Source organism: Alteromonas sp. B31-7, assembly GCF_015767655.1.
GTDB classification, from domain to species: domain Bacteria; phylum Pseudomonadota; class Gammaproteobacteria; order Enterobacterales; family Alteromonadaceae; genus Alteromonas; species Alteromonas australica.
In genome coordinates, this window is the sequence record NZ_CP065233.1 from 3,959,199 (window position 1) to 3,978,114 (window position 18,916).

Annotated in this window: 18 protein-coding genes; 13 read left to right on the plus strand and 5 right to left on the minus strand. The window is 43.8% G+C overall.

The genetic code is table 11. The features are described 5' to 3' along the window. Window positions 1–378: 378 nt before the first annotated feature. Window positions 379–1,353, plus strand: a complete 975-nt coding sequence (gene ispB, locus IUA53_RS17270) for an octaprenyl diphosphate synthase (RefSeq protein WP_044449271.1) — start codon at window positions 379–381, stop codon at window positions 1,351–1,353. 77 nt (window positions 1,354–1,430) lie between these two features. On the opposite strand, the gene IUA53_RS17275 is transcribed toward ispB, so the two are convergent. From IUA53_RS17275 to IUA53_RS17285, 3 genes are all read right to left on the minus strand, one after another. Beyond that, a complete protein-coding gene (locus tag IUA53_RS17275) occupies window positions 1,431–2,147 on the minus strand; it encodes a ZIP family metal transporter (RefSeq protein WP_044055904.1) in 717 nt (238 codons plus the stop codon). A gap of 109 nt (window positions 2,148–2,256) precedes the next feature. Next, on the minus strand, window positions 2,257–3,576 hold the full coding sequence (gene pepQ, locus IUA53_RS17280; RefSeq protein WP_044055903.1) for a Xaa-Pro dipeptidase: 1,320 nt from the start codon (window positions 3,574–3,576) through the stop codon (window positions 2,257–2,259). A gap of 112 nt (window positions 3,577–3,688) precedes the next feature. Continuing rightward, window positions 3,689–5,743 (minus strand): transglycosylase SLT domain-containing protein, encoded by a 2,055-nt coding sequence (locus tag IUA53_RS17285; protein WP_231401183.1) that lies wholly within the window; start codon window positions 5,741–5,743, stop codon window positions 3,689–3,691. A gap of 433 nt (window positions 5,744–6,176) precedes the next feature. Here IUA53_RS17285 and fadB point away from each other — a divergent pair, with 433 nt between their 5' ends. Continuing rightward, a complete protein-coding gene (gene fadB, locus IUA53_RS17290) occupies window positions 6,177–8,327 on the plus strand; it encodes a fatty acid oxidation complex subunit alpha FadB (protein ID WP_044055901.1) in 2,151 nt (716 codons plus the stop codon). 18 nt (window positions 8,328–8,345) lie between these two features. Next, window positions 8,346–9,509 (plus strand): acetyl-CoA C-acyltransferase FadA, encoded by a 1,164-nt coding sequence (fadA, locus tag IUA53_RS17295; protein WP_044055899.1) that lies wholly within the window; start codon window positions 8,346–8,348, stop codon window positions 9,507–9,509. A 93-nt stretch (window positions 9,510–9,602) separates the two neighbouring features. Here the strand turns inward: fadA and IUA53_RS17300 are convergent, their stop codons facing one another. Continuing rightward, window positions 9,603–10,571: an integron integrase gene (locus tag IUA53_RS17300; RefSeq protein ID WP_044055898.1), complete on the minus strand. Its 969-nt coding sequence runs from the start codon at window positions 10,569–10,571 to the stop codon at window positions 9,603–9,605. A 657-nt stretch (window positions 10,572–11,228) separates the two neighbouring features. On the opposite strand from IUA53_RS17300, the gene IUA53_RS17305 reads away from it, so the two are divergent. The 6 genes from IUA53_RS17305 (at window position 11,229) to IUA53_RS17330 (ending at window position 14,717) form a co-directional block, all read left to right on the plus strand. Continuing rightward, window positions 11,229–11,573, plus strand: coding sequence for a lactoylglutathione lyase (locus IUA53_RS17305; RefSeq protein WP_044446102.1), 345 nt, complete (start codon window positions 11,229–11,231; stop codon window positions 11,571–11,573). 125 nt (window positions 11,574–11,698) lie between these two features. Next, complete coding sequence (locus tag IUA53_RS17310) at window positions 11,699–11,932, plus strand: DUF6429 family protein (protein ID WP_044056436.1); 234 nt, start codon at window positions 11,699–11,701, stop codon at window positions 11,930–11,932. Between the two features lie 169 nt (window positions 11,933–12,101). Beyond that, on the plus strand, window positions 12,102–12,509 hold the full coding sequence (locus IUA53_RS17315) for a hypothetical protein (protein ID WP_196897490.1): 408 nt from the start codon (window positions 12,102–12,104) through the stop codon (window positions 12,507–12,509). 139 nt (window positions 12,510–12,648) lie between these two features. Next, on the plus strand, window positions 12,649–12,933 hold the full coding sequence (locus IUA53_RS17320; RefSeq protein WP_196897491.1) for a hypothetical protein: 285 nt from the start codon (window positions 12,649–12,651) through the stop codon (window positions 12,931–12,933). A gap of 983 nt (window positions 12,934–13,916) precedes the next feature. Continuing rightward, complete coding sequence (locus tag IUA53_RS17325; protein WP_196897492.1) at window positions 13,917–14,183, plus strand: hypothetical protein; 267 nt, start codon at window positions 13,917–13,919, stop codon at window positions 14,181–14,183. A gap of 147 nt (window positions 14,184–14,330) precedes the next feature. Further along, window positions 14,331–14,717, plus strand: a complete 387-nt coding sequence (locus IUA53_RS17330) for a VOC family protein (protein WP_196897493.1) — start codon at window positions 14,331–14,333, stop codon at window positions 14,715–14,717. Window positions 14,718–15,698: 981 nt separating this feature from the next. Here IUA53_RS17330 and IUA53_RS17335 read toward each other — a convergent pair. Further along, window positions 15,699–16,745: an IS110 family transposase gene (locus IUA53_RS17335; protein ID WP_196897494.1), complete on the minus strand. Its 1,047-nt coding sequence runs from the start codon at window positions 16,743–16,745 to the stop codon at window positions 15,699–15,701. 165 nt (window positions 16,746–16,910) lie between these two features. Between IUA53_RS17335 and IUA53_RS17340 the strand changes: the two genes are divergently transcribed. The 4 genes from IUA53_RS17340 to IUA53_RS17355 all read left to right on the plus strand — a co-directional run bounded on the left by IUA53_RS17340 (window position 16,911) and on the right by IUA53_RS17355 (window position 18,882). Then, complete coding sequence (locus tag IUA53_RS17340) at window positions 16,911–17,615, plus strand: hypothetical protein (protein WP_196897495.1); 705 nt, start codon at window positions 16,911–16,913, stop codon at window positions 17,613–17,615. Between the two features lie 87 nt (window positions 17,616–17,702). Continuing rightward, window positions 17,703–17,978 (plus strand): hypothetical protein, encoded by a 276-nt coding sequence (locus IUA53_RS17345; protein WP_196897496.1) that lies wholly within the window; start codon window positions 17,703–17,705, stop codon window positions 17,976–17,978. 132 nt (window positions 17,979–18,110) lie between these two features. Then, on the plus strand, window positions 18,111–18,521 hold the full coding sequence (locus IUA53_RS17350) for a hypothetical protein (protein ID WP_196897497.1): 411 nt from the start codon (window positions 18,111–18,113) through the stop codon (window positions 18,519–18,521). Between the two features lie 127 nt (window positions 18,522–18,648). Continuing rightward, window positions 18,649–18,882, plus strand: coding sequence for a DUF6429 family protein (locus IUA53_RS17355; RefSeq protein WP_044056436.1), 234 nt, complete (start codon window positions 18,649–18,651; stop codon window positions 18,880–18,882). The last annotated feature ends 34 nt before the right edge of the window (window positions 18,883–18,916 follow it).

Consider the following 18,916-nt stretch of genomic DNA (forward strand, 5'->3'; position numbering starts at 1 on the left):
CGGGAATGTTAACATAAGGCGGGTTAAAGTTGTAAGTTTTACCTTGTCCAAATAGCATGAAAAACACGAGAAAATTGAGAAAAACACCTGTCTTAACACATTTCTATTGAATAACGCCTATAATAGTAGACGAGCGCGCAAAACATGCGTTTACTAACCGCCAAATCATTAGGTTACACAGACAAACCGATGGGGTTGGATGGCTGACTAACACGCATCGTCAATCATAAATAAAGGGATCTTACCTATTCATGTTTTTATTCAAAATGCGTTAAGCGGTCATTTTTTAAGACAATTTGGTGGATAGTAGACAGCATTCAGGTACAATCTGCCCTAATTATTGCCCTAGAAATTAAATAAGTTTTTACATCAATGCCCATGGATATTAATTCAATCCGCGCGTTATCAAATGACGATATGCAAGCGGTTAACCAGTTGATTCAACAACAGGTCGACTCTGAAGTTGCGCTAATCAATCAACTTGGTTTTTACATCGTTAATAGCGGCGGGAAACGTCTGCGCCCTCTTCTTACTGTGTTAAGCGCACGTGCGATGGGCATTAAAAATGACGATCATCACACCCTTGCGGCGATTGTTGAATTTATCCATACGGCCACCTTGCTGCACGATGACGTGGTAGATGAGTCCACAATGCGCAGAGGCCGTGAAACGGCTAACGCTATCTTTGGAAATCAAGCTTCCGTACTTGTAGGCGACTTTTTATATACTCGGTCATTTCAGATGATGGTGAGTTTAAAACGTATGCGAGTGATGGAGATCCTTTCTGAAGCCACCAACCAAATTGCCGAAGGCGAAGTGCTACAGCTGATGAACTGTAATGATGCTAGTACTACCGAAGCCCGCTACTTTGATGTTATTTATGGCAAAACTGCCCGTTTATTTGAAGCCGCGACGCAATTAAGTGCTGTACTGACTGACCAACCCAGCTCAGTTGAAGTGGCCATGCGAGAGTACGGGAAGCACTTAGGCACGGCATTTCAGTTAGCTGACGATATATTAGATTATATGGCGGATAGCGAGGACATGGGTAAAAATGCCGGTGATGACCTTGCTGAGGGTAAGCCCACTTTACCTTTATTGTATGCCATGTGGCACGCCGAATCTGAGGACGACAAGGCGTTGATCAAAGAGGCGATTGAGCAAAGTAATGGCTTACCCCATTTACAGCGAATTCAGGGCATTATGGAGGCCACGGGCGCACTAGATTACACACGAGAATGTGCGAATAAAGAAGTGCAAATGGCCATTGACAGCTTGCAAGCTATTCCTGATTCCGCCTATAAAGAAGCGCTTGTTTCATTAGCTTACATTTCAGTTGAGCGCACCAGCTAACCTTTACTGTTAAAACTAGCACCGTTAACACCGGCGTGTATTAAGGGATAGTTTCCTTGCTTTGCACGCCAGCGTTTTTACCCCTCTAACATATGCCCAACAATGCCCACTAAAAACCCTAAGATGCCGCCAAGAGGTGGCAGCCAGTGGTTTTCCATTCGAATTTGGGGGGCAATATCTTGAAACACCGAATATAAAATCCCCCCCGCAGCAAATAACATGATACCACTCATGACGACCGGGAATTGGGACAAATAATAAAACCCGACCAAACTAAACAGTGGCCCAAGCAGCGCCATCAATGCAAAGATGACAATTAGCTTAGTACTACGCTGTTTATTTTTTGGCAACATTTCTCGATAAGCGTTAAAGCCTTCAGGCAAGTTTTGCACCGCAATCAGCACGCCCAAAAGTAACGTACCGCCGCCTAATGCCGCAGTTGTGCCTAGCGCAATGGACTCAGGCACAAAATCGCTTAACATGGCCGCTAACTGGCTTCCCGCGGTTTTCTTTTTTGCTAAATAAATGTCTAACGACATAAAGGCTAATGCACCAGCGATAAAACACATTAACGCCCCCGTCACAGACACATCTTTAATTCCCTCAGGCACCAGAACTAACCCCACCGCAGAAATCAATGCGCCTGCCCCTAAGGCTAAAATACCGTGGCGTAATTCTTTCTCTAGCCACTTGGGTTGAATGCCGTGATAGGTGGCTAACATTGCCCCCGCTGGCATGGCGAACCCGGCGATAAAGGCTACCACCAATAAACTAAGAATATTCGGCTCCTGCATACGTGTTCCCTTTTTATGTGCAAGTGAAGTACGGAATTAGCATTCAAACAAAAAGAGCAGCTTATGCTGCTCTTCAAGTGACTTATTCTTAAACGAATTAAACCTTCAGTTAGTTTAATCCTAATTCGCGGGTCATATTCTCGTTTTTATCGCGATGCACAATAATATTGTCTTCAATACGAATGCCACCAAAGGGCTTATAGGCCGATACCGTGTCCCAATTGATATATTTTGAAGCCTGTGAAGCTTTTAAGTCACGTAGCAAGCTATCGATAAAATATAAACCGGGTTCAATTGTAAACACTTGTCGAGGCTCTACTATCCGTGTGCATCGCAGAAAAGGATGCGCTTCAGGCGCTGGCTTAGGTGTACCTCTATCGTCATTGACGAGCCCGCCCACATCGTGAACTTGCAGGCCTAGGAAGTGCCCTATGCCATGCGGGAAAAACGTGCGCGTTATCCCCATTTCAACAATGTCTGGAGGGGTTAAGTTGACAATACCTGTATCGTGAAGGATTTGTGCAATACCGTCGTGGGCGAGCAAATGAATATCGGTGTAGGCTACCCCCGGCTTCAACCCGTCTATCAGGGTAAGTGTAACTTTATCTACTGCCTGGATTAAATCGCTGAACATCGCTGAGTTTTGGCTATAGGTACGTGTGATATCAGCGGCATACCCGTGATAATTCGCACCGGCATCGATAAGAAAAGAACGAGATTCTTTGGGAGCAAGTGTGTCACATTGCATATAGTGCAATATGGCGGCGTGCTCGTTAAGTGCCACAATGCTGGTGTAGGGCACATCGTTGTCACCCTGACGGCACGCTTTTGCATAGGCTAAATTAATGTCGAATTCACTCTCCCCATTACGGAAAGCGCGTTCTGCTGCTTGGTGCCCAGCCACGGCTAATTTATTAGCCTCGCGCATACACAACAACTCATATTCGGTTTTATAAGCTCGCTGGTAATGCAAATAATGCAGCACGCGATCGGGGTTTACATTTTCAAACCCCAATGCTTTCGCCACTTCAATATACTCACCAATGTAGGCGTAGCGCTTTTTGTCATAGGGAAGATGCTTTTCTACCGCATCGGCTTGCTGCAATAACACCACGTTGAAACATTGGGTCCAAAACTCATTCGGTTCTGGCGGCACCTTGTGCCAAAAGTCTTCCGGACGATAAAAAATAAGCGTAGGTTTATCTACACCATTAGCCACAATCCAGCAGTTAGGGTTGTCAATAACAGGTAGCCAAGCTTTAAACTGAGGGTTCACTTTAAACGGATAGTGGTTATCGTCTAAAAATATTCTCTTCCCCTGCCCCGAATGAATAACCACGCCATCCAGTCCTTCTCGCTGAAGCGCTTCTCGGGTTCGAGCCTGCAATTCTTCGATATGCTCTATATATAATGCCTGCTGTTGTGACATTCTTCCCTCGTGTTTACTAAGTTAACGTTATCCTAAAGTGTAACATGAAGATAAGCGCAGAGTTACCTCCTGCCCCAGCCTCGGTGAGCACACGTGTAAATCTAAATAACCACTAATGAGGGGCTAACTGTAATGTGCCAGTAACCGGATGCGTAGTAATGGACTCGGTAGAAGGAATAACATCTTGGGTAAGTTGCGGAAAAATATTTTTGTTTGACCCCAGCTGCTGTTCGTAGATGTGCTGATAAGCCATTACCGCTTTTACGTAGTGCCGCGTTTCCCGGTATGGAATATTTTCAATCCAAATATCCACTGGCAGTGACGCATTTTCAGGCAACCACTCTAACACTTTGCGCCAACCCGCGTTATACGACGCGGTGACTAATACGGGGTTGTTGTCTAATTTATCCATGAGATATCTTAAATACTGCACGCCAAACTCTACATTGTGTTTGGCGTTAAATAAGGTGTTTCGACTGACTTTTTGTTTGGCAATGTATTGGGCAGTACCCGGCATCAACTGCATCAAACCAGTGGCGCCTACAGGCGATACTGCATCTGTCATGAACGAGCTTTCTCTGCGCGCGATAGCCATGGCTAATGCGTCGGGCACCTCGTAGGTTTCACCTTGCTCCTTAAAGTAAGATTGAAATGCTAATGGGAAACGTCTTTCTACGTCGTCCCAATAGCCACTTTTAGCAAAACTAATGATGGCTTGGTCGTACAAGCCCCACTCATACGCCAACACTCCGGCGTGGGTAACTTGTGGGTCCGGTAGTGCATTAATAAGGTAACGCCACTCTCTACGTGCTTCATTCTTGCGGCCTAAGCGGTAAAATTCCAATGCCCTCAATGTGGCGGGTGTTCTCGCTAGCTTTTCGATAGCACTATTGTCACGGGGTACAGGTTTATTGGATAAACTGGGGGTCTTACCTATACGTGCGCTAGCCATAAAACCATAATAATGACGCTCTTCAGACAACTGCTGATATAACACAGTTGCTTGCATTGTATTCCCTAGCGCTTCTAACGCTCTGGCTCGCCAATACCGATAATTTTCATCTTGTTGCAATTCAGGTTTGGCTGATGCAATCACATCTAATACATCTTGCCATCGCTGTTCACGCAGTAGGTAGGCTACGTGCCATAACTTGACGTCTTCATTTGCTCCCTTTACATCAGCAATAAGTAACCACTGACCGGCTTCAGGCATTCTGTCGAGGGTGAAACTTAATGCTATAGCGCGCTGAATAATGTGTAACTGAGGCGGTGAAAAAACACCCTGTGGCACATACTTTTCATAGGCCTTCACTGCTTGCTTTGGGTTTCTCCACGCCAGTTTCTCAATAGCCCATGTAAGAATGGTAGATTCCCTATCAGGTTGCTTAAGGGGGAAGTGGCGGCTGCGGTTGACTGCCGCCACGTCACGCGTGACCGCCAACCATGCATCGGCAATATAGGTTTCGTTATCTGGGAGTTGACGCTTAAGATAGGGAATTATACGCCTATTTCCTTCCTTAGCTGCAATCTCAATGCGCGCAATCACTTTTTCAGGCGTCATCAAACCATTTTTACGCCATTGATAAAATAAAGGGTCGCATTCGTCTGGCTGCGACTTTCCGTGATACCACAGTGCATCTACATCGTTAAGCAACGCCTTCGGATTGTCGCTACTTGCTAACTGGTAACCTAAGGCTTTGCAGGTGAGCTTGGCGCCCATGCCTTTTCGATAGCTGTCCATAAAGGCGCTATTGTGCCCTTTTGATGCTAGGTAGTTTAACCATCTATACCGCAACCCATAGCTTGCAGGTTGCCCACTATAGTCTTCTAAGAAAGATTCGATGGCCCGCTTATTTTTTAACGAAAGCGTGCGCTCTAATTTCAGCCTTAGTAAATACGGGTACAAGGGGTATGTAGCGAGGGCGTGAATATCGCGATCTAGCTTATCTAAACTTCGTGAAGGCATGGTTCTTAAGTTTTTTTCAACCTCTAAAAAGCGTTCACGTTGTGCTTCGAAAGTGTCTTGTGGGAGCGCTTGAGCAAATACTGATGTTTCACCACACGCGAGCATTAGCAATATCGTTAACAAACGAAAAGACAAAGAACCTAAGTAACTGGTGCGGCAATGGGCTAAGCCGAAACGTTGAAATGTGATATTTAAAGACACAATTGAACTCCTACCCTGTGATGCATTCAAACACACACATAAAGGTGTTGTGTTGATGAGTATGCGATTAAAACCGATAAAACGGTGTGGCTCCTTGCCACGGAAGTTGTTGTGCCAGCGCGTTATATGCTGTTCATAAACATTAACGTTGTGATTGTAGATTATTCTTATGCTGGATTGGCGCTTTTCGCCAATAACGCTCATTATACAAGCACTGATATTGAAATGAAGCGTGAATTCAAACTTAACCCTTGAATTTAAGTCATCCGACCACTACCTTAGACAGATTGAAACGCTTGTTTGATTTTTTGTTGAAATTTTGTGTGGTTTTGTAAAGAATCTAGCCACACTAACGCGTTAGTAGTTAATTACGACCCTACGTACTTGTTGAATTAACTCACTAACATCCTGGCCAATGCCGAAGGAGATGATAATGATATACACAGGCAAAAGTCTTTCCGTCAGCCTGTTAGATGACGGCTTTGCTGAGCTGGTATTCGACGCCGAAGGTTCAGTGAACAAGTTCGACCGCCAAACGGTAACTGAACTTGACGAAGCAACACAAGCTCTGCTAGCTAAGGGCGACGTAAAAGGCTTAGTAGTACGCAGCGCAAAATCTGCATTTATTGTAGGTGCTGATATCACCGAGTTCACGGGCCTTTTCGCCATGGACGATGAAGAGGTACTACAGTGGGTTGCTAATACTTCACAGGTATTCGATCGCTTTGAAGACTTACCATTCCCTACCATTGCTGCCGTTAACGGCTTTGCATTGGGCGGCGGTTGTGAGATGGCATTGGCATGTGACATGCGTATTGCAGACACCACAGCTTCCATTGGTTTACCAGAAGTTAAGCTAGGCCTGATGCCTGGTTTTGGCGGTACCGTTCGCTTACCTCGTCTCATTGGCGCAGATAATGCCCTAGAATGGATGACCACTGGACGTGACAGAAAAGGCGCGAAAGCCCTTGCTGAAGGCGCAGTTGACGCAGTAGTAGCACCAGAAACGTTAGTGGAAGGTGCACTATCAATGGTGAAAGACGCCGTTGACGGTAAGTTTGACTGGCAAGCACGACGTGCGGTTAAGAAAGCCCCACTACAGCTAAACAAAAACGAAGCCATGATGAGCTTCTCTACTGCTCAAGCTATGGTGTTTGCACAAGCAGGCAAACATTACCCAGCACCGCACAAAATGGTGGAGACAGTGCAAAAAGCCTCTGTACTGGACCGTGAAGGTGCGCTTAAGCTTGAAAATAAAGGCTTTGTAGAACTGGCGAAAACCGACGCGGCGAAAGCCCAAATAGGTATTTTCCTTGCCGACCAGCTTGTTAAGAGCAAAGGTAAGAAGCAAGCGAAAGCAGCCACTAAGCAGTCTAAGCTTAACGCCGTACTCGGTGCTGGTATCATGGGCGGCGGTATTGCATACCAAAGCGCCGTGAAAGGCACACCAGTTATTATGAAAGACATTAATCAAGGTGCACTAGATCTTGGTCTTTCAGAAGCGGCGAAAATACTTGGTAAAGGTATGAAGCGCGGTAAAGTTGATGCGACCAAAATGGCGCAGACGCTTAACGCAATTACACCTACCCTCGAGTACAGTACACTTAAAGATGCAGACCTTGTTATTGAAGCGGTGGTAGAAAACCCAAAAGTGAAAGGTATTGTACTTAAAGAGGTTGAAGAGAATGTCGCTGACGACGCTATTATCTGCTCAAACACCTCGACTATCTCTATCAACCAGCTAGCAGAAAGCCTAGACAAGCCAGAGCGTTTCTGCGGTATGCACTTCTTCAACCCAGTGCACCGCATGCCACTCGTTGAAATTATTCGTGGCGAAAAAACGTCGGAAGAAACCATCAATGCAGTAGTAGCCGCTACGCTTAAAATGGGCAAAACCCCGATTGTGGTTAACGACTGCCCAGGGTTCTTGGTAAACCGCGTATTGTTCCCATACTTTGCGGGCTTCAGTAAGCTACTTATCGACGGCGCTGACTTTGTTGCTGTTGATAAAGTTATGGAAAAAATCTTCGGCTGGCCAATGGGCCCGGCTTACCTAATGGACGTTGTAGGTATCGACACAGGCGATCATGCAGCAGACGTTATGGCTGCGGGTATTCCAGAGCGTATGGCGCGCCTAGATAACGACCCAGTAACCTTATTCTATAAAGAAGAGCGTTTAGGTCAGAAAAACGGTAAAGGTTTCTACAACTACGGTGTTGATAAGCGCGGCAAGCCGTCTAAAACACCTGCTGAAGAAGCCTACGCACTCATGGCGCCACACGTAGCTGAAAAGACAGACTTTGAAGCTGACGACATTATTGCACGCCTAATGATCCCTATGGCAAACGAAGCAATTCGCTGCCTAGAAGAAGGCATTGTAGATAGCGCAGCTGAAGCTGACATGGCGCTACTTTACGGCTTAGGTTTCCCTCCATTCCGCGGTGGTATTTTCCGTTGGATTGAAACCATTGGCTTGGCGAACTTTGTTGCGATGGCAGACAAGTACGCTGAACTTGGTCCAATTTACCAGATTTCAGATGGCGTTCGTGAAATGGCCGCTGCTGGTAAATCCTATTTCGCATAAGACCCGGAGGAAAATCTAATGAAAGAAGTGGTCGTAATCGATTGCGTACGTACCCCTATGGGTCGTTCAAAAAACGGTGTTTTCAGAAATGTGCGTGCAGAAGACCTTTCTGCAGCACTAATGACCGCGCTACTAGAGCGTAACCCTGGCGTAAACCCAGCGGAAATTGAAGACATTATTTGGGGCTGTGTTCAGCAAACGAAAGAACAAGGCTTTAACATTGCGCGTAATGCGCAGCTATTAACACAAATTCCACGCACAACAGGCGCGGTAACGGTTAACCGCTTATGTGGTTCATCAATGCAAGCCCTTCACGATGCCACAAGCGGCATTATGACTGGCCGTGGTGATATATACATGATTGGTGGTGTAGAGCACATGGGCCATGTACCTATGAACTATAACATCGACTTCCACCCAGGCCTTGCTAAGTACACGGCGAAAGCGTCGGGCATGATGGGCATGACTGCCGAGCTACTTGGCCGTCAAAACGGGATTACCCGTGAACAACAAGACGCCTTTGGCGCACGTTCCCACCAGCTAGCGCATAAAGCACACCTTGAAGGCCGCTGGGCTAACGAAATTGTGCCTGTTGAAGGCCACGATGCAAACGGCGTATTAAAGCTTATTGACTACGATGAAGTTATTCGCCCAGAAAGCACAGCCGAGAGCATGGCGGCGCTTCGCCCAGTATTCGACCCTGTAAACGGAACTGTTACTGCGGGTACGTCTTCTGCGCTGTCTGACGGTGCATCTGGCATGCTGCTTATGTCGGCAGACCGTGCGAAAGAGCTTGGCCTTACGCCACGTGCGAAAATTCGCTCAATGGCAGTGGCTGGTTGTGATGCGGCAATTATGGGTTATGGCCCAGTTCCAGCCACACAAAAAGCCCTTAAGCGCGCTGGCCTGACGATGGACGATATTGAACTTGCCGAGTTTAACGAAGCATTCGCGGCACAAGCGCTATCGTGCATTAAGCAACTAGGTTGGATGGACCACCTAGATACGAAGATTAACCTTAACGGTGGTGCTATTGCACTAGGTCACCCGCTAGGTTGTTCTGGTTCACGTATCTCAGGTACGCTTATCAACCTAATGGAATCACAAGACGTAAGCCTAGGCTTAGCGACTATGTGTATTGGTTTAGGCCAAGGTATTGCTACTGTATTCGAGCGTGTATAGCGTTTGAATTAGCGCTTAACTGAGCGCTTAAATAGCTAAGTATTGAAAAGGGCCTTCGGGCCCTTTTTTATTGACGTTAACTTGATGTGCACATTACTTTAATACGCGAGATAAAGGACTTACCACACCCTGAGCGCCTTGCTGAAGCACGTGAGTGTAAATTTGTGTAGTTTTCACATCTGAGTGACCAAGCTGTGTTTGCACAGTTCTTATGTCGGCGCCCGCTTGTAGCAAGTGCGTTGCAAAAGAATGGCGCAATGTATGAGGCGTCACTTTCTTTTTAATGTCGCAAGCTTTTGCCGTATTTCGTATGGCCTTCTGAATACTCGATTCATCAATATGATGCCGGCGTACTTTCTTATCCTCCGGATCTATAGATAACCGAGAAGACGGAAATAAATAATGCCAGCCTAATTCTCTTGGCGCATTTTTGTATTTCACCCGCAGTCTATGCGGCAAATAAACGCCCGCATATTTCGGGTTTTCTAAATCAGCTGATAGGTAATTTTCCACCATGGCTATTTGCCGAGTAAGACCCGGCTTCAATTCTGCCGCAAGTGTAACGATACGATGCTTTCCGCCTTTACCATCCCATATACGAATGGCGTTGTAGTCGAAATCAATATCTTTAACACGCAGCCTTACGGCTTCCATTAAACGCAAACCACTGCCATATAGTAGGGATATAGGGAGCTTTAGGTTGGCAGGAATTTGTTCAAATAGCGCAACTACCTCGTCTTGCGTTAGTACGACAGGTAACTTGGCCTGCCTTCGACTTGAAACAAAGTCTAACTCTAACGACAATGGACATTCCAATATATCGCGATAAAGAAACGCCAATGCATTAAGCGCACTCGCTTGTGTTGCGGGAGCGACATTTTTCTTGTTCACCAAATAAGACAGAAATAACTCTACGTCTTTATCTCCCATCTCTGATGGATGCCTATTATCATTGAAGCGAATAAAGCTAATTATCCATTTGCTATAAAGCTCTATCGTGCGTTTGGCATAGCGACGATTACGCATATGCTCAACCACCATTTGCATGAACATTGATTTCATTTGTTAGTACTTTTTATCTGTATATAAGCACAGCATTACGACTTTTTAGTGCGCCGTAAAATAAAAAGGAAACTTTCCGTACTTCAGTACAGTGTTTTCAGATACAAAGTATAGGATATTGATGTAAATGACATTACATGCGAAAGTGAGTAAATTATTAAAGTTATATGCGGATTTTATCCACGTTGCATGAAGGATTTTTTCCGTACATTAAATTGTTAGGCGTCATTTACTCACAGCATTAAAGTGTGGGTTCGGACGTGACATTCCAGCATCAAGGTTGTTTCGCTAGGTTGTCTTTACAGCTTGCTGTTTCGGTAGTTTCAACGGCTTTAGCAACGCGCTTTTTATCAACACCGAAACGCCAACATTTAACATCATCAGTATTCTAAACTCGCTCTTTTATCCAGCAATGTCGTTAACATCTGGCATTTCGCATAGGGTTGTTTTATCTTAAATCCAATAATTTAAACACGCGGTCTATTTGGCTAGTGGTGGCAGCAAAGCTGCGTACTTTAAGTTGTACGCCTAACAAAACGCTGTTGGCACTCCCTTCGGTCGCTGGGACGCTAACACGTGGGCTGGCTCGCTTCGCTCGGATTTTAGCCCACGTGCTAGCGCCCCAAAGCTTAGCGTTAGCTGCCTTTGGAAAGATTCATGGATGTAATAGATATAAAAACATTTGTTCCAAGTAAGGATTACGAGATTTCTAAATCTTTCTACTCGGAAATTGGATTCAAATCAGAATACGTAACCGATGACCTCACGCTTTTTGAAAACGGAGATTGCCTTTTCTTTTTGCAGCGCTTTTACAATGAGGACATGGCCAAGAACTTCATGTTGCAAATCTGCGTTTCAGACATATACGATGCGTATGAGATATGTTCTAAGTCGGAAAACAAATCCAAGATTACGCCAATACAACAAGAATCTTGGGGCAAAGTTTTTTATTTATGGGGGCCAGTAGGTGAACTGTTGCACATTACGCAGTTGGGCAGCTAACAAAACGCTCAAGCCACTCCCTTCGGTCGCTGGGACGCCAATACGCGGGGCGGCTGCGCCAATATGCCCCACGTATCTGCGCCCCTTAGCTTAAAGTTAGTAGCCATATGAAAATGGAGACAGCAGTGGAAATAGATGAAGATAAAATCGATGAAGCGGCACTTGCTCTGTTTTACCTTACTCTTCATGACAAGTTTGGTAGGGCTTGGAAACAAATAGATTGGAGTATCACCGATCGGCTTTATGAAAAAGGATATATTCACGATCCTGTTGGCAAATCTAAGTCTGTTGTTTTAACTGAAGAAGGTCTTGCCAAATCAGAAGAACTTTTCAAAAAGTTATTCGTCAAAAGTGAGTGAGCGTTGTGCGCAATTTTAGCTGTTAATCTAGGATGTATTAGCGTGGCAACTAACAAGCCAATAAACGCACTCACTGCGTTCGCTGGGACGCATACACGCGGGGCGGCTTCGCCATTATGCCCCACGTGCCTGCGCCCGTTATTGGAAAGTTATGTGACTCAGGATATTCATGGATAGAAACACTAAAAAAGCACTGAGATGGGATTCTGGTTACAGAACTAAACCAATCAAACCAGACAAAGCTTCCTTTTCAAGTAGCAAGTATTCTATGGCGTATGCGTGCCTCGACTGCAAAACATCTTTTCAACGCAGCTTTCCTGGTGCGCCATGCGATTATCCATTGCACGGCCAGTGTGTTTCTTGTGGTGGTGTTACTTATAATTTAGGCCGGCATTTCAAAGCACCAAAAAAGTCGGATATTGCCCAATGGAAAAAGGTGGCATATCTCGTCCACCATGGTTTCTATTTTCAAAAAATCAGGCCTATCAAAAATAGCTATTTCAGCGTTTCTTACCCTTCAACGTTGGCAGAAGCAAAAGTGTTTGTTAAAAAGTATAAAAAGCATGCTCTTATTTAGGGTAAAGTCACATAACAAACAAATTATGTCGCCCGCAGGCGGGCTGGGACACAAACACGCAGGCGGCTTCGCCATTATAGCCTGCCTGTTTGTGCCCCATATTTAGGTGTTATGTTCTTGTTTTTATATGGATGTTTATATGAGTTCAGATATTAAAGTCGATATCTTATTTGCAGGGTTGCTTATTATTCCTGTTGTAATTTTAGGCATACCTTATGTGCAAAAAAAGTTAAACGATTATGTAAGGAATAAGCCTATTTCGGTTTTGCCGCTACCCATAGCAGTTTATTTGGTTTACGACATTTCAATGGAAAGTAACATCTTTGGAAAGATTGGTTTGTTTGTTGGATTTTGTGTTTTCTTTTTTACCTATGCGGCATCAGTCTCTCTGCTCGCATCAACCATAAAAAAACAGAAAAGCTAATTAAATGTTTCGGTGTCATTTAGTGGAACATAACAAGCCAATCAACACACTCACTGCGTTCGCTGGGACGCATACACGCGGGGCGGCTGCGCCATTATGCCCCACATGTCTGCGCCCGTTATTGGAAAGTTATGTGTCAGCCGTGTTATTTAGAAAATTGATTTTAGAATAGAAAGTATACGTCATGGATGAAACCTTTAAACCAAAAGTGAGGCCGTTTTATAGAGTCTTAGCTTCGATTGTAAGTTTATTTGGCTGGCTTTCGTTTTTAATCACATTTGGCCAACTCTTTTCGTATGGCCTTTATTCGGTCAGCGTTTGGGTCTCAGTTATTAGCGCTTTTTGCTTTTCTTTCTGGCTTACATACATAGCCATCACAGGTAAAGCTCCGACATTGCTTAAAAACTGGCTTAATGTCTAATAGGTTATTTAAACATGCCACATAACAACTCAATAAACTCGCTCACTTCGTTCGCTGGGACGCATACACGCAGGGCGGCTTCGCCATTATGCCCTACGTGCCTGCGCCCGTTATTGAAAAGTTATGTTCTTTAATTGGATTTAGTAGGTTGAATAAAAGCAGAAAATTTAAACTTTGGTTAGTAGCTTTGATTGTCTGTATTGTTGGCTTTCAGTTTTCTGAACCAAGCATGACTTTTTATACTAACCCGTTCTATATCGGCGGCATCGTTTTTGCTGTTGCAATATTGATAAATACGCTTAATTACTTCTGTCCACAGTGTAAAAGAAATCAAGTTGTACTTTCGTTAAAGCGGTTTAAGCTACCCAATAATACATGCCACAATTGTGGTTACACATTCGGTAAAAACGGTATTGAGTAACTTCAGTGACTTAGAACATAACAAGTCAATTAACGCACTCACTACGTTCGCTGGGACGCATACACGCAGGGCGGCTTCGCCATTATGCCCTACGTGCCTGCGCCCGTTATTGAAAAGTTAGGCGCTACATGGAAATACGTAATGCCATATAGATTTAAACACTATGCTCAACCTGTTAATGTCGGTTATTCCGTCAGTTGGGAAGCCGTCGCCATCGAGCTTTTCATCGGTGCCATATGTTCTGTTATGGCATATTTTGGCTGGGTAACTAGTGTAATTCTTATGGCCGCTCCATGTGCCTTTGTTGCACTTTCATGTTATCTGCTAGTTATTGTTCAAGTATTTATATATTTCAAAGAAAAACATCAGAGTAAAAACCAAATGCAGGGTGATATTAACAATGACTAAAACTAGGTTATTTTTGCACGCCCCTAACAACAAAATTAAGTCACTCACTTCGTTCGCTGGGACGCATACACGCGGGGCGGCTTCGCCATTATGCCCCACATGCCTGCGCCCCTTATTTAAAAGTTATGCACCTAGGAGACATCGGAAGTGATTTCACACATTACGTTAGGAACTAACAATCTTAATAAAGCTATTGAGTTTTATGACCAAATTCTTGGTCTAATCGGTGCAAAGCAAGTAGCAAAAACAGAAGACGTTGTGTTTTATGCATTTCCAGGCTCTGATACAAAGTTATCCATTACTAAACCACACAATAAAGAAAATGCAACATTCGGTAACGGAACTATGTTGGCTCTCAAGGTTAACAGTAATGAACTTGTTAAGAAGGTCTATCAGCTAGCAATCAGCTTAGGCTCGACTTGCGAAGGCAAGCCTGGCCCTCGAAATGATAATGCTTATTTTGCTTGTTACATTAGGGATTTGGATAATAATAAAATCGCTATTTTTCATAGAGATAACAGTGTAAGTGCATAACAAACCACTCAAGGCACTCGCGCTGCTCGCTGGGACGCTAACACATGGGCTGCGTCACTTCGTTCCTAATTTTAGCCCATGTGTTATCGCCCCTTAGTGGGGTGTTATGTGCCATGAGAACATTCAGCGATAAAACAAGAAAGCTAATAATCGCAAGCATTACCGCACCTATTGCAATTGTCCCAGCGCTATTTATACCGCTCGTCATACATGATGTAGTCAATTCTCTATTTAATCTTGGTCAGTCAATATATTACAGTATGCTTGCAGCTATACCTGGTTGGGTAGTCGCACAGGTTTTGACGTTAGTTTTTGGGTTACCGCTTGTTATTTTTTTACAGCGTAGCAATAAATTCAGACTAGTTTATTTGTTGCCAATAAGTGCAATACCAGCTCTTCTGTTTTTTTCAATTAGTGGTTTTGGGTTAACAATCACCTTGATGTATATTTACTTTTCAGTTTGCGTAGCATATACATTCTGGTTCACTTATTGGAGGGTGAGCAATGGCACATAACACATATGAGCCCAACTCCTGTCAATAGGTAATAGTTATTCGCTGGCTGCGCTAACAGTCAGTCCAACTCCCTAAGCTAAACCTCCTAACTTCATCTGTCATGGTCATCGTCAGGTATCACCTGCGGCAAACACATATAGAGGCTCTCTTAGTACGAGCTCATCGCTGCCTGTTGCCGTGCATTCCATGGCGTGAACAGGGGCACTAGACATTCATCGGTTAACCTGACGCTGGCACTATTCAAAACGTAGTGGCTGAGTGGTTTTCGCCAGTTAGGGGCAGGCTCAGCTCAGGTGCAAGCGATTTAGCTCAGGGTATTGATGCGCAACAGGCGGATGTCTAATCAAAACGTGATGGCTGTGGACATTGGTATAGTTCATGCCTTACAGGTTATTCCCCTAAATAACCATGAACACCATACTCACCATTCGACCAGTTAGATGTTCAGCTCATCCGCCTGTGCGACTTACCCTGCTAAAAATCGTTCACTGTCGAATACCGTTTGATTCTTCAACATAAAGTACATACAACGACCGAGTTTATGCGCCAAAGCCGATAGTGCTTTTGCCTTGCTCATTCGCTTTTGTAACATAGCTAAATAAGCCTGCGCAGGCGGATTACCCTTTAGAAAAAGTACCGCTGCTTCAGAAAACGCCCACTTAAGATGCGCATTACCAATTTTATTTCCCTGAGTACCGTAGCTTTTACCTGCTGACTCTGCTTTGCATTTAACTAGGCGAGAATAAGACGCAAACTTCTGAACACTGTCGAAACGCTGAATACTACCTATCTCGTAAAGAATAGTCAGCGCAAGAACTCGTCCGACACCAGGTAATGAACGCAGCAAATAGTAGTCTCTGCCATTATCATGCTTAGTGAGCTTTTCTACATGACATTCAATGCTGCTGACTTCATGGTCGTAAACTTCAATCAATCGTAGATTCATATCAATACTGCGTTGAACTTGTGGATTGGGGAAATACCCACGCATTGCATCGCGACCTGTGGTGTAGCTTAAGTCTGACTTATCAGGGACTGGCAGGTTGTACTGTGACAACGCGTTCTTTATAAATGCCTTTAACTCGGCACTATGGCGCATAGCGTGCGTTCGTCTGCGTAACAAATCTCGAATAGCACGCTTCTCCTTTGGATAAACGTAAGCCAAAGGAAAATTACCACCTCGCATTAACTTGGCGATCTTATACGCATCAATTTTATCGTTCTTCGTCTTACCACCATGAATAGCCTTCATGTAGAGAGCGTGGCCGAGGATGAAATCAATATTATGATGTTCACAAAAATCACTGAGCCAGTACCAACAATGCATACATTCTGCGCCCACCACAATATTCCCGATGTAGGGTGCAAGAAGGTTTAAAAGCTGTTCGGGAGAATCCTTTATCTTCTTATGAACCAGTATCTCGCCGCGTTCATCTAAGATGCACACATAAAGCATTCGTGCATGAAGATCGATTCCGCAGTAAAAAGGATGTAAGTTAGTATAGAATTGCATTGAGTCTTCTCCATTTTGGGTTTGGTCGCCTTCCAGCTTAGCCAATAAAATTGGTTAAGCTGGGGAGAAGGCTCAATAAGTATCAAGCGCATGTTGTCGGACTGGTTTTGCGCTGCGCTCCAAACCAGCCACAAATGCGGGCGTTAGCAATACAAGGAGAGTCCGTTGCAAATTTTGATCTTCATTTTACTTTTATGTTCATTTTCTGTCTCTGCGAATCTATTTGAAGATATGAAGTGTGGAGCATATGACGCTTCAAAATACCCCAATAAAACAGAATTTAAGGGAAGCGCGGAGCGAGAAGTATCTGACTCTGGAGTAAAAGAGTTTTTTGATGAATTAGGAGAGACCGATTCTTCACAAAGACAGTGGGTATTTAAATTAGTTGACAGAGCAACGGGAAAATATAAAAAATCTTTTCCTCGTCGATCGCCAAACTCAAAAAATGAAATTGCTATTGAACATCAAATTATACAACCAGAAATTATCATTACCTTAGGGGATAAGATTATCACTGGCAGCAGTAATGGTGAATTTGGTGGAGAGCTACTTTTAATCGATGAAAATGATAGTGTTACCCTAATCAAAGAAATGAATGTTGAAGACATTTATGAAATGCCATTTGGTTTAGTAGTTACATCAGGTTTAGCCCATATGTCATGGAATTACGGTGATATTCATTTAATAAATTCAAACTTTGAAACTGAAAAGTTATATAGCTTAGTTGGCAAGCCCAAATCATCTTGGCTGCTAGATAATGGTGATCTATTAATTAATAGTTATCCAAAAGGCTCGCAGGTTTTAACTAAAAGTGGTTACTTAAAGCGTGTGCAATGTATTGCTAACAAGCCACTAAAGCAGGACTCGTAACAGTTGGCTCAGTTCCGCTTCGCTACACATTTTAGCCAACAATTACTCGCCTCTTAGTGGGGCGTTAAATTTATGAGGAGAACTAAGATGTTAATATTAGAAACATTTAATACGAGAGTGTATTTAGCAATAGGCGTATCAATTTTATTCGCACTTTTGTCTGTTCCCGGAGTGCTGAGTGCAGACTACTTGAAGTTTTTTTCACATATAAGTCTTTCCTTTGGTGCGGCGGTATTCGCTTACGGTGAATGGGCCAAAAACAATAACGTAGCTGTTAGTAATACGGTAAAGTCATTCCTAATAGTTTCATCTGTTATCTTGGTGTCTCTATGTGTTTATCTTTTAATTGCTCGTTATGTGTAGGCTAAATTTAACAAAGCTGTCATAGGGACATTTTTTGCTTCGTTCCGTTTTGGGGTGGCTTCGCCACTGTACCCCAAAACTACACTACACAAAAAATGCCCCATACAGCGGCGTTAGGTGCTAAAGGTAACAATGATAAGACTTTTGTTTTCTCTACTTCTTTTTACTAGTCACCTTTGTGCAAGCGATGATCCCCAGAATTTTTGGCGTTTCAATATCTATGATAATAGTGGTCAACTTACCTCTAATGCTGTTATTAATCTTACTAAAACTCCAGCTAATGCGTGTTTAGATGGCAAATGGTTTCAAGTGAAGGTGCTAGAGTTTAACGCAATGGAAGCTGAAACTTTTCCTTTCACTAACCAACTTTCATATAGATTTGATGGCAACAAAATACTTTTAGGTAGAAATAATAGATGCGATTCCTATGCTCAATTAGCAGGAGAACTGAGTGGCAATAGTATATCTGGTAGTTATTTTTCGTTTGGCTTAGGTTGGTCAAAAGACCTCGGGACATTTAGCATGTCTAAGGTTGATATTTAGTCGCACCTAACAAACCAAGTAAGCGGGACAATAACACGTGGGCTCCCGTCACTTCGTTCCGTATATTAGCCCACGTATTATTGCCCCTTATTGGGGGGGTAGTAGCCATATGAAAATGGAGACAGCAGTGGAAATAGATGAAGATAAAATCGATGAAGCGGCACTTGCTCTGTTTTACCTTACTCTTCATGACAAGTTTGGTAGGGCTTGGAAACAAATAGATTGGAGTATCACCGATCGGCTTTATGAAAAAGGATATATTCACGATCCTGTTGGCAAATCTAAGTCTGTTGTTTTAACTGAAGAAGGTCTTGCCAAATCAGAAGAACTTTTCAAAAAGTTATTCGTCAAAAGTGAGTGAGCGTTGTGCGCATTTTAGCTGTTACTCTAGGATG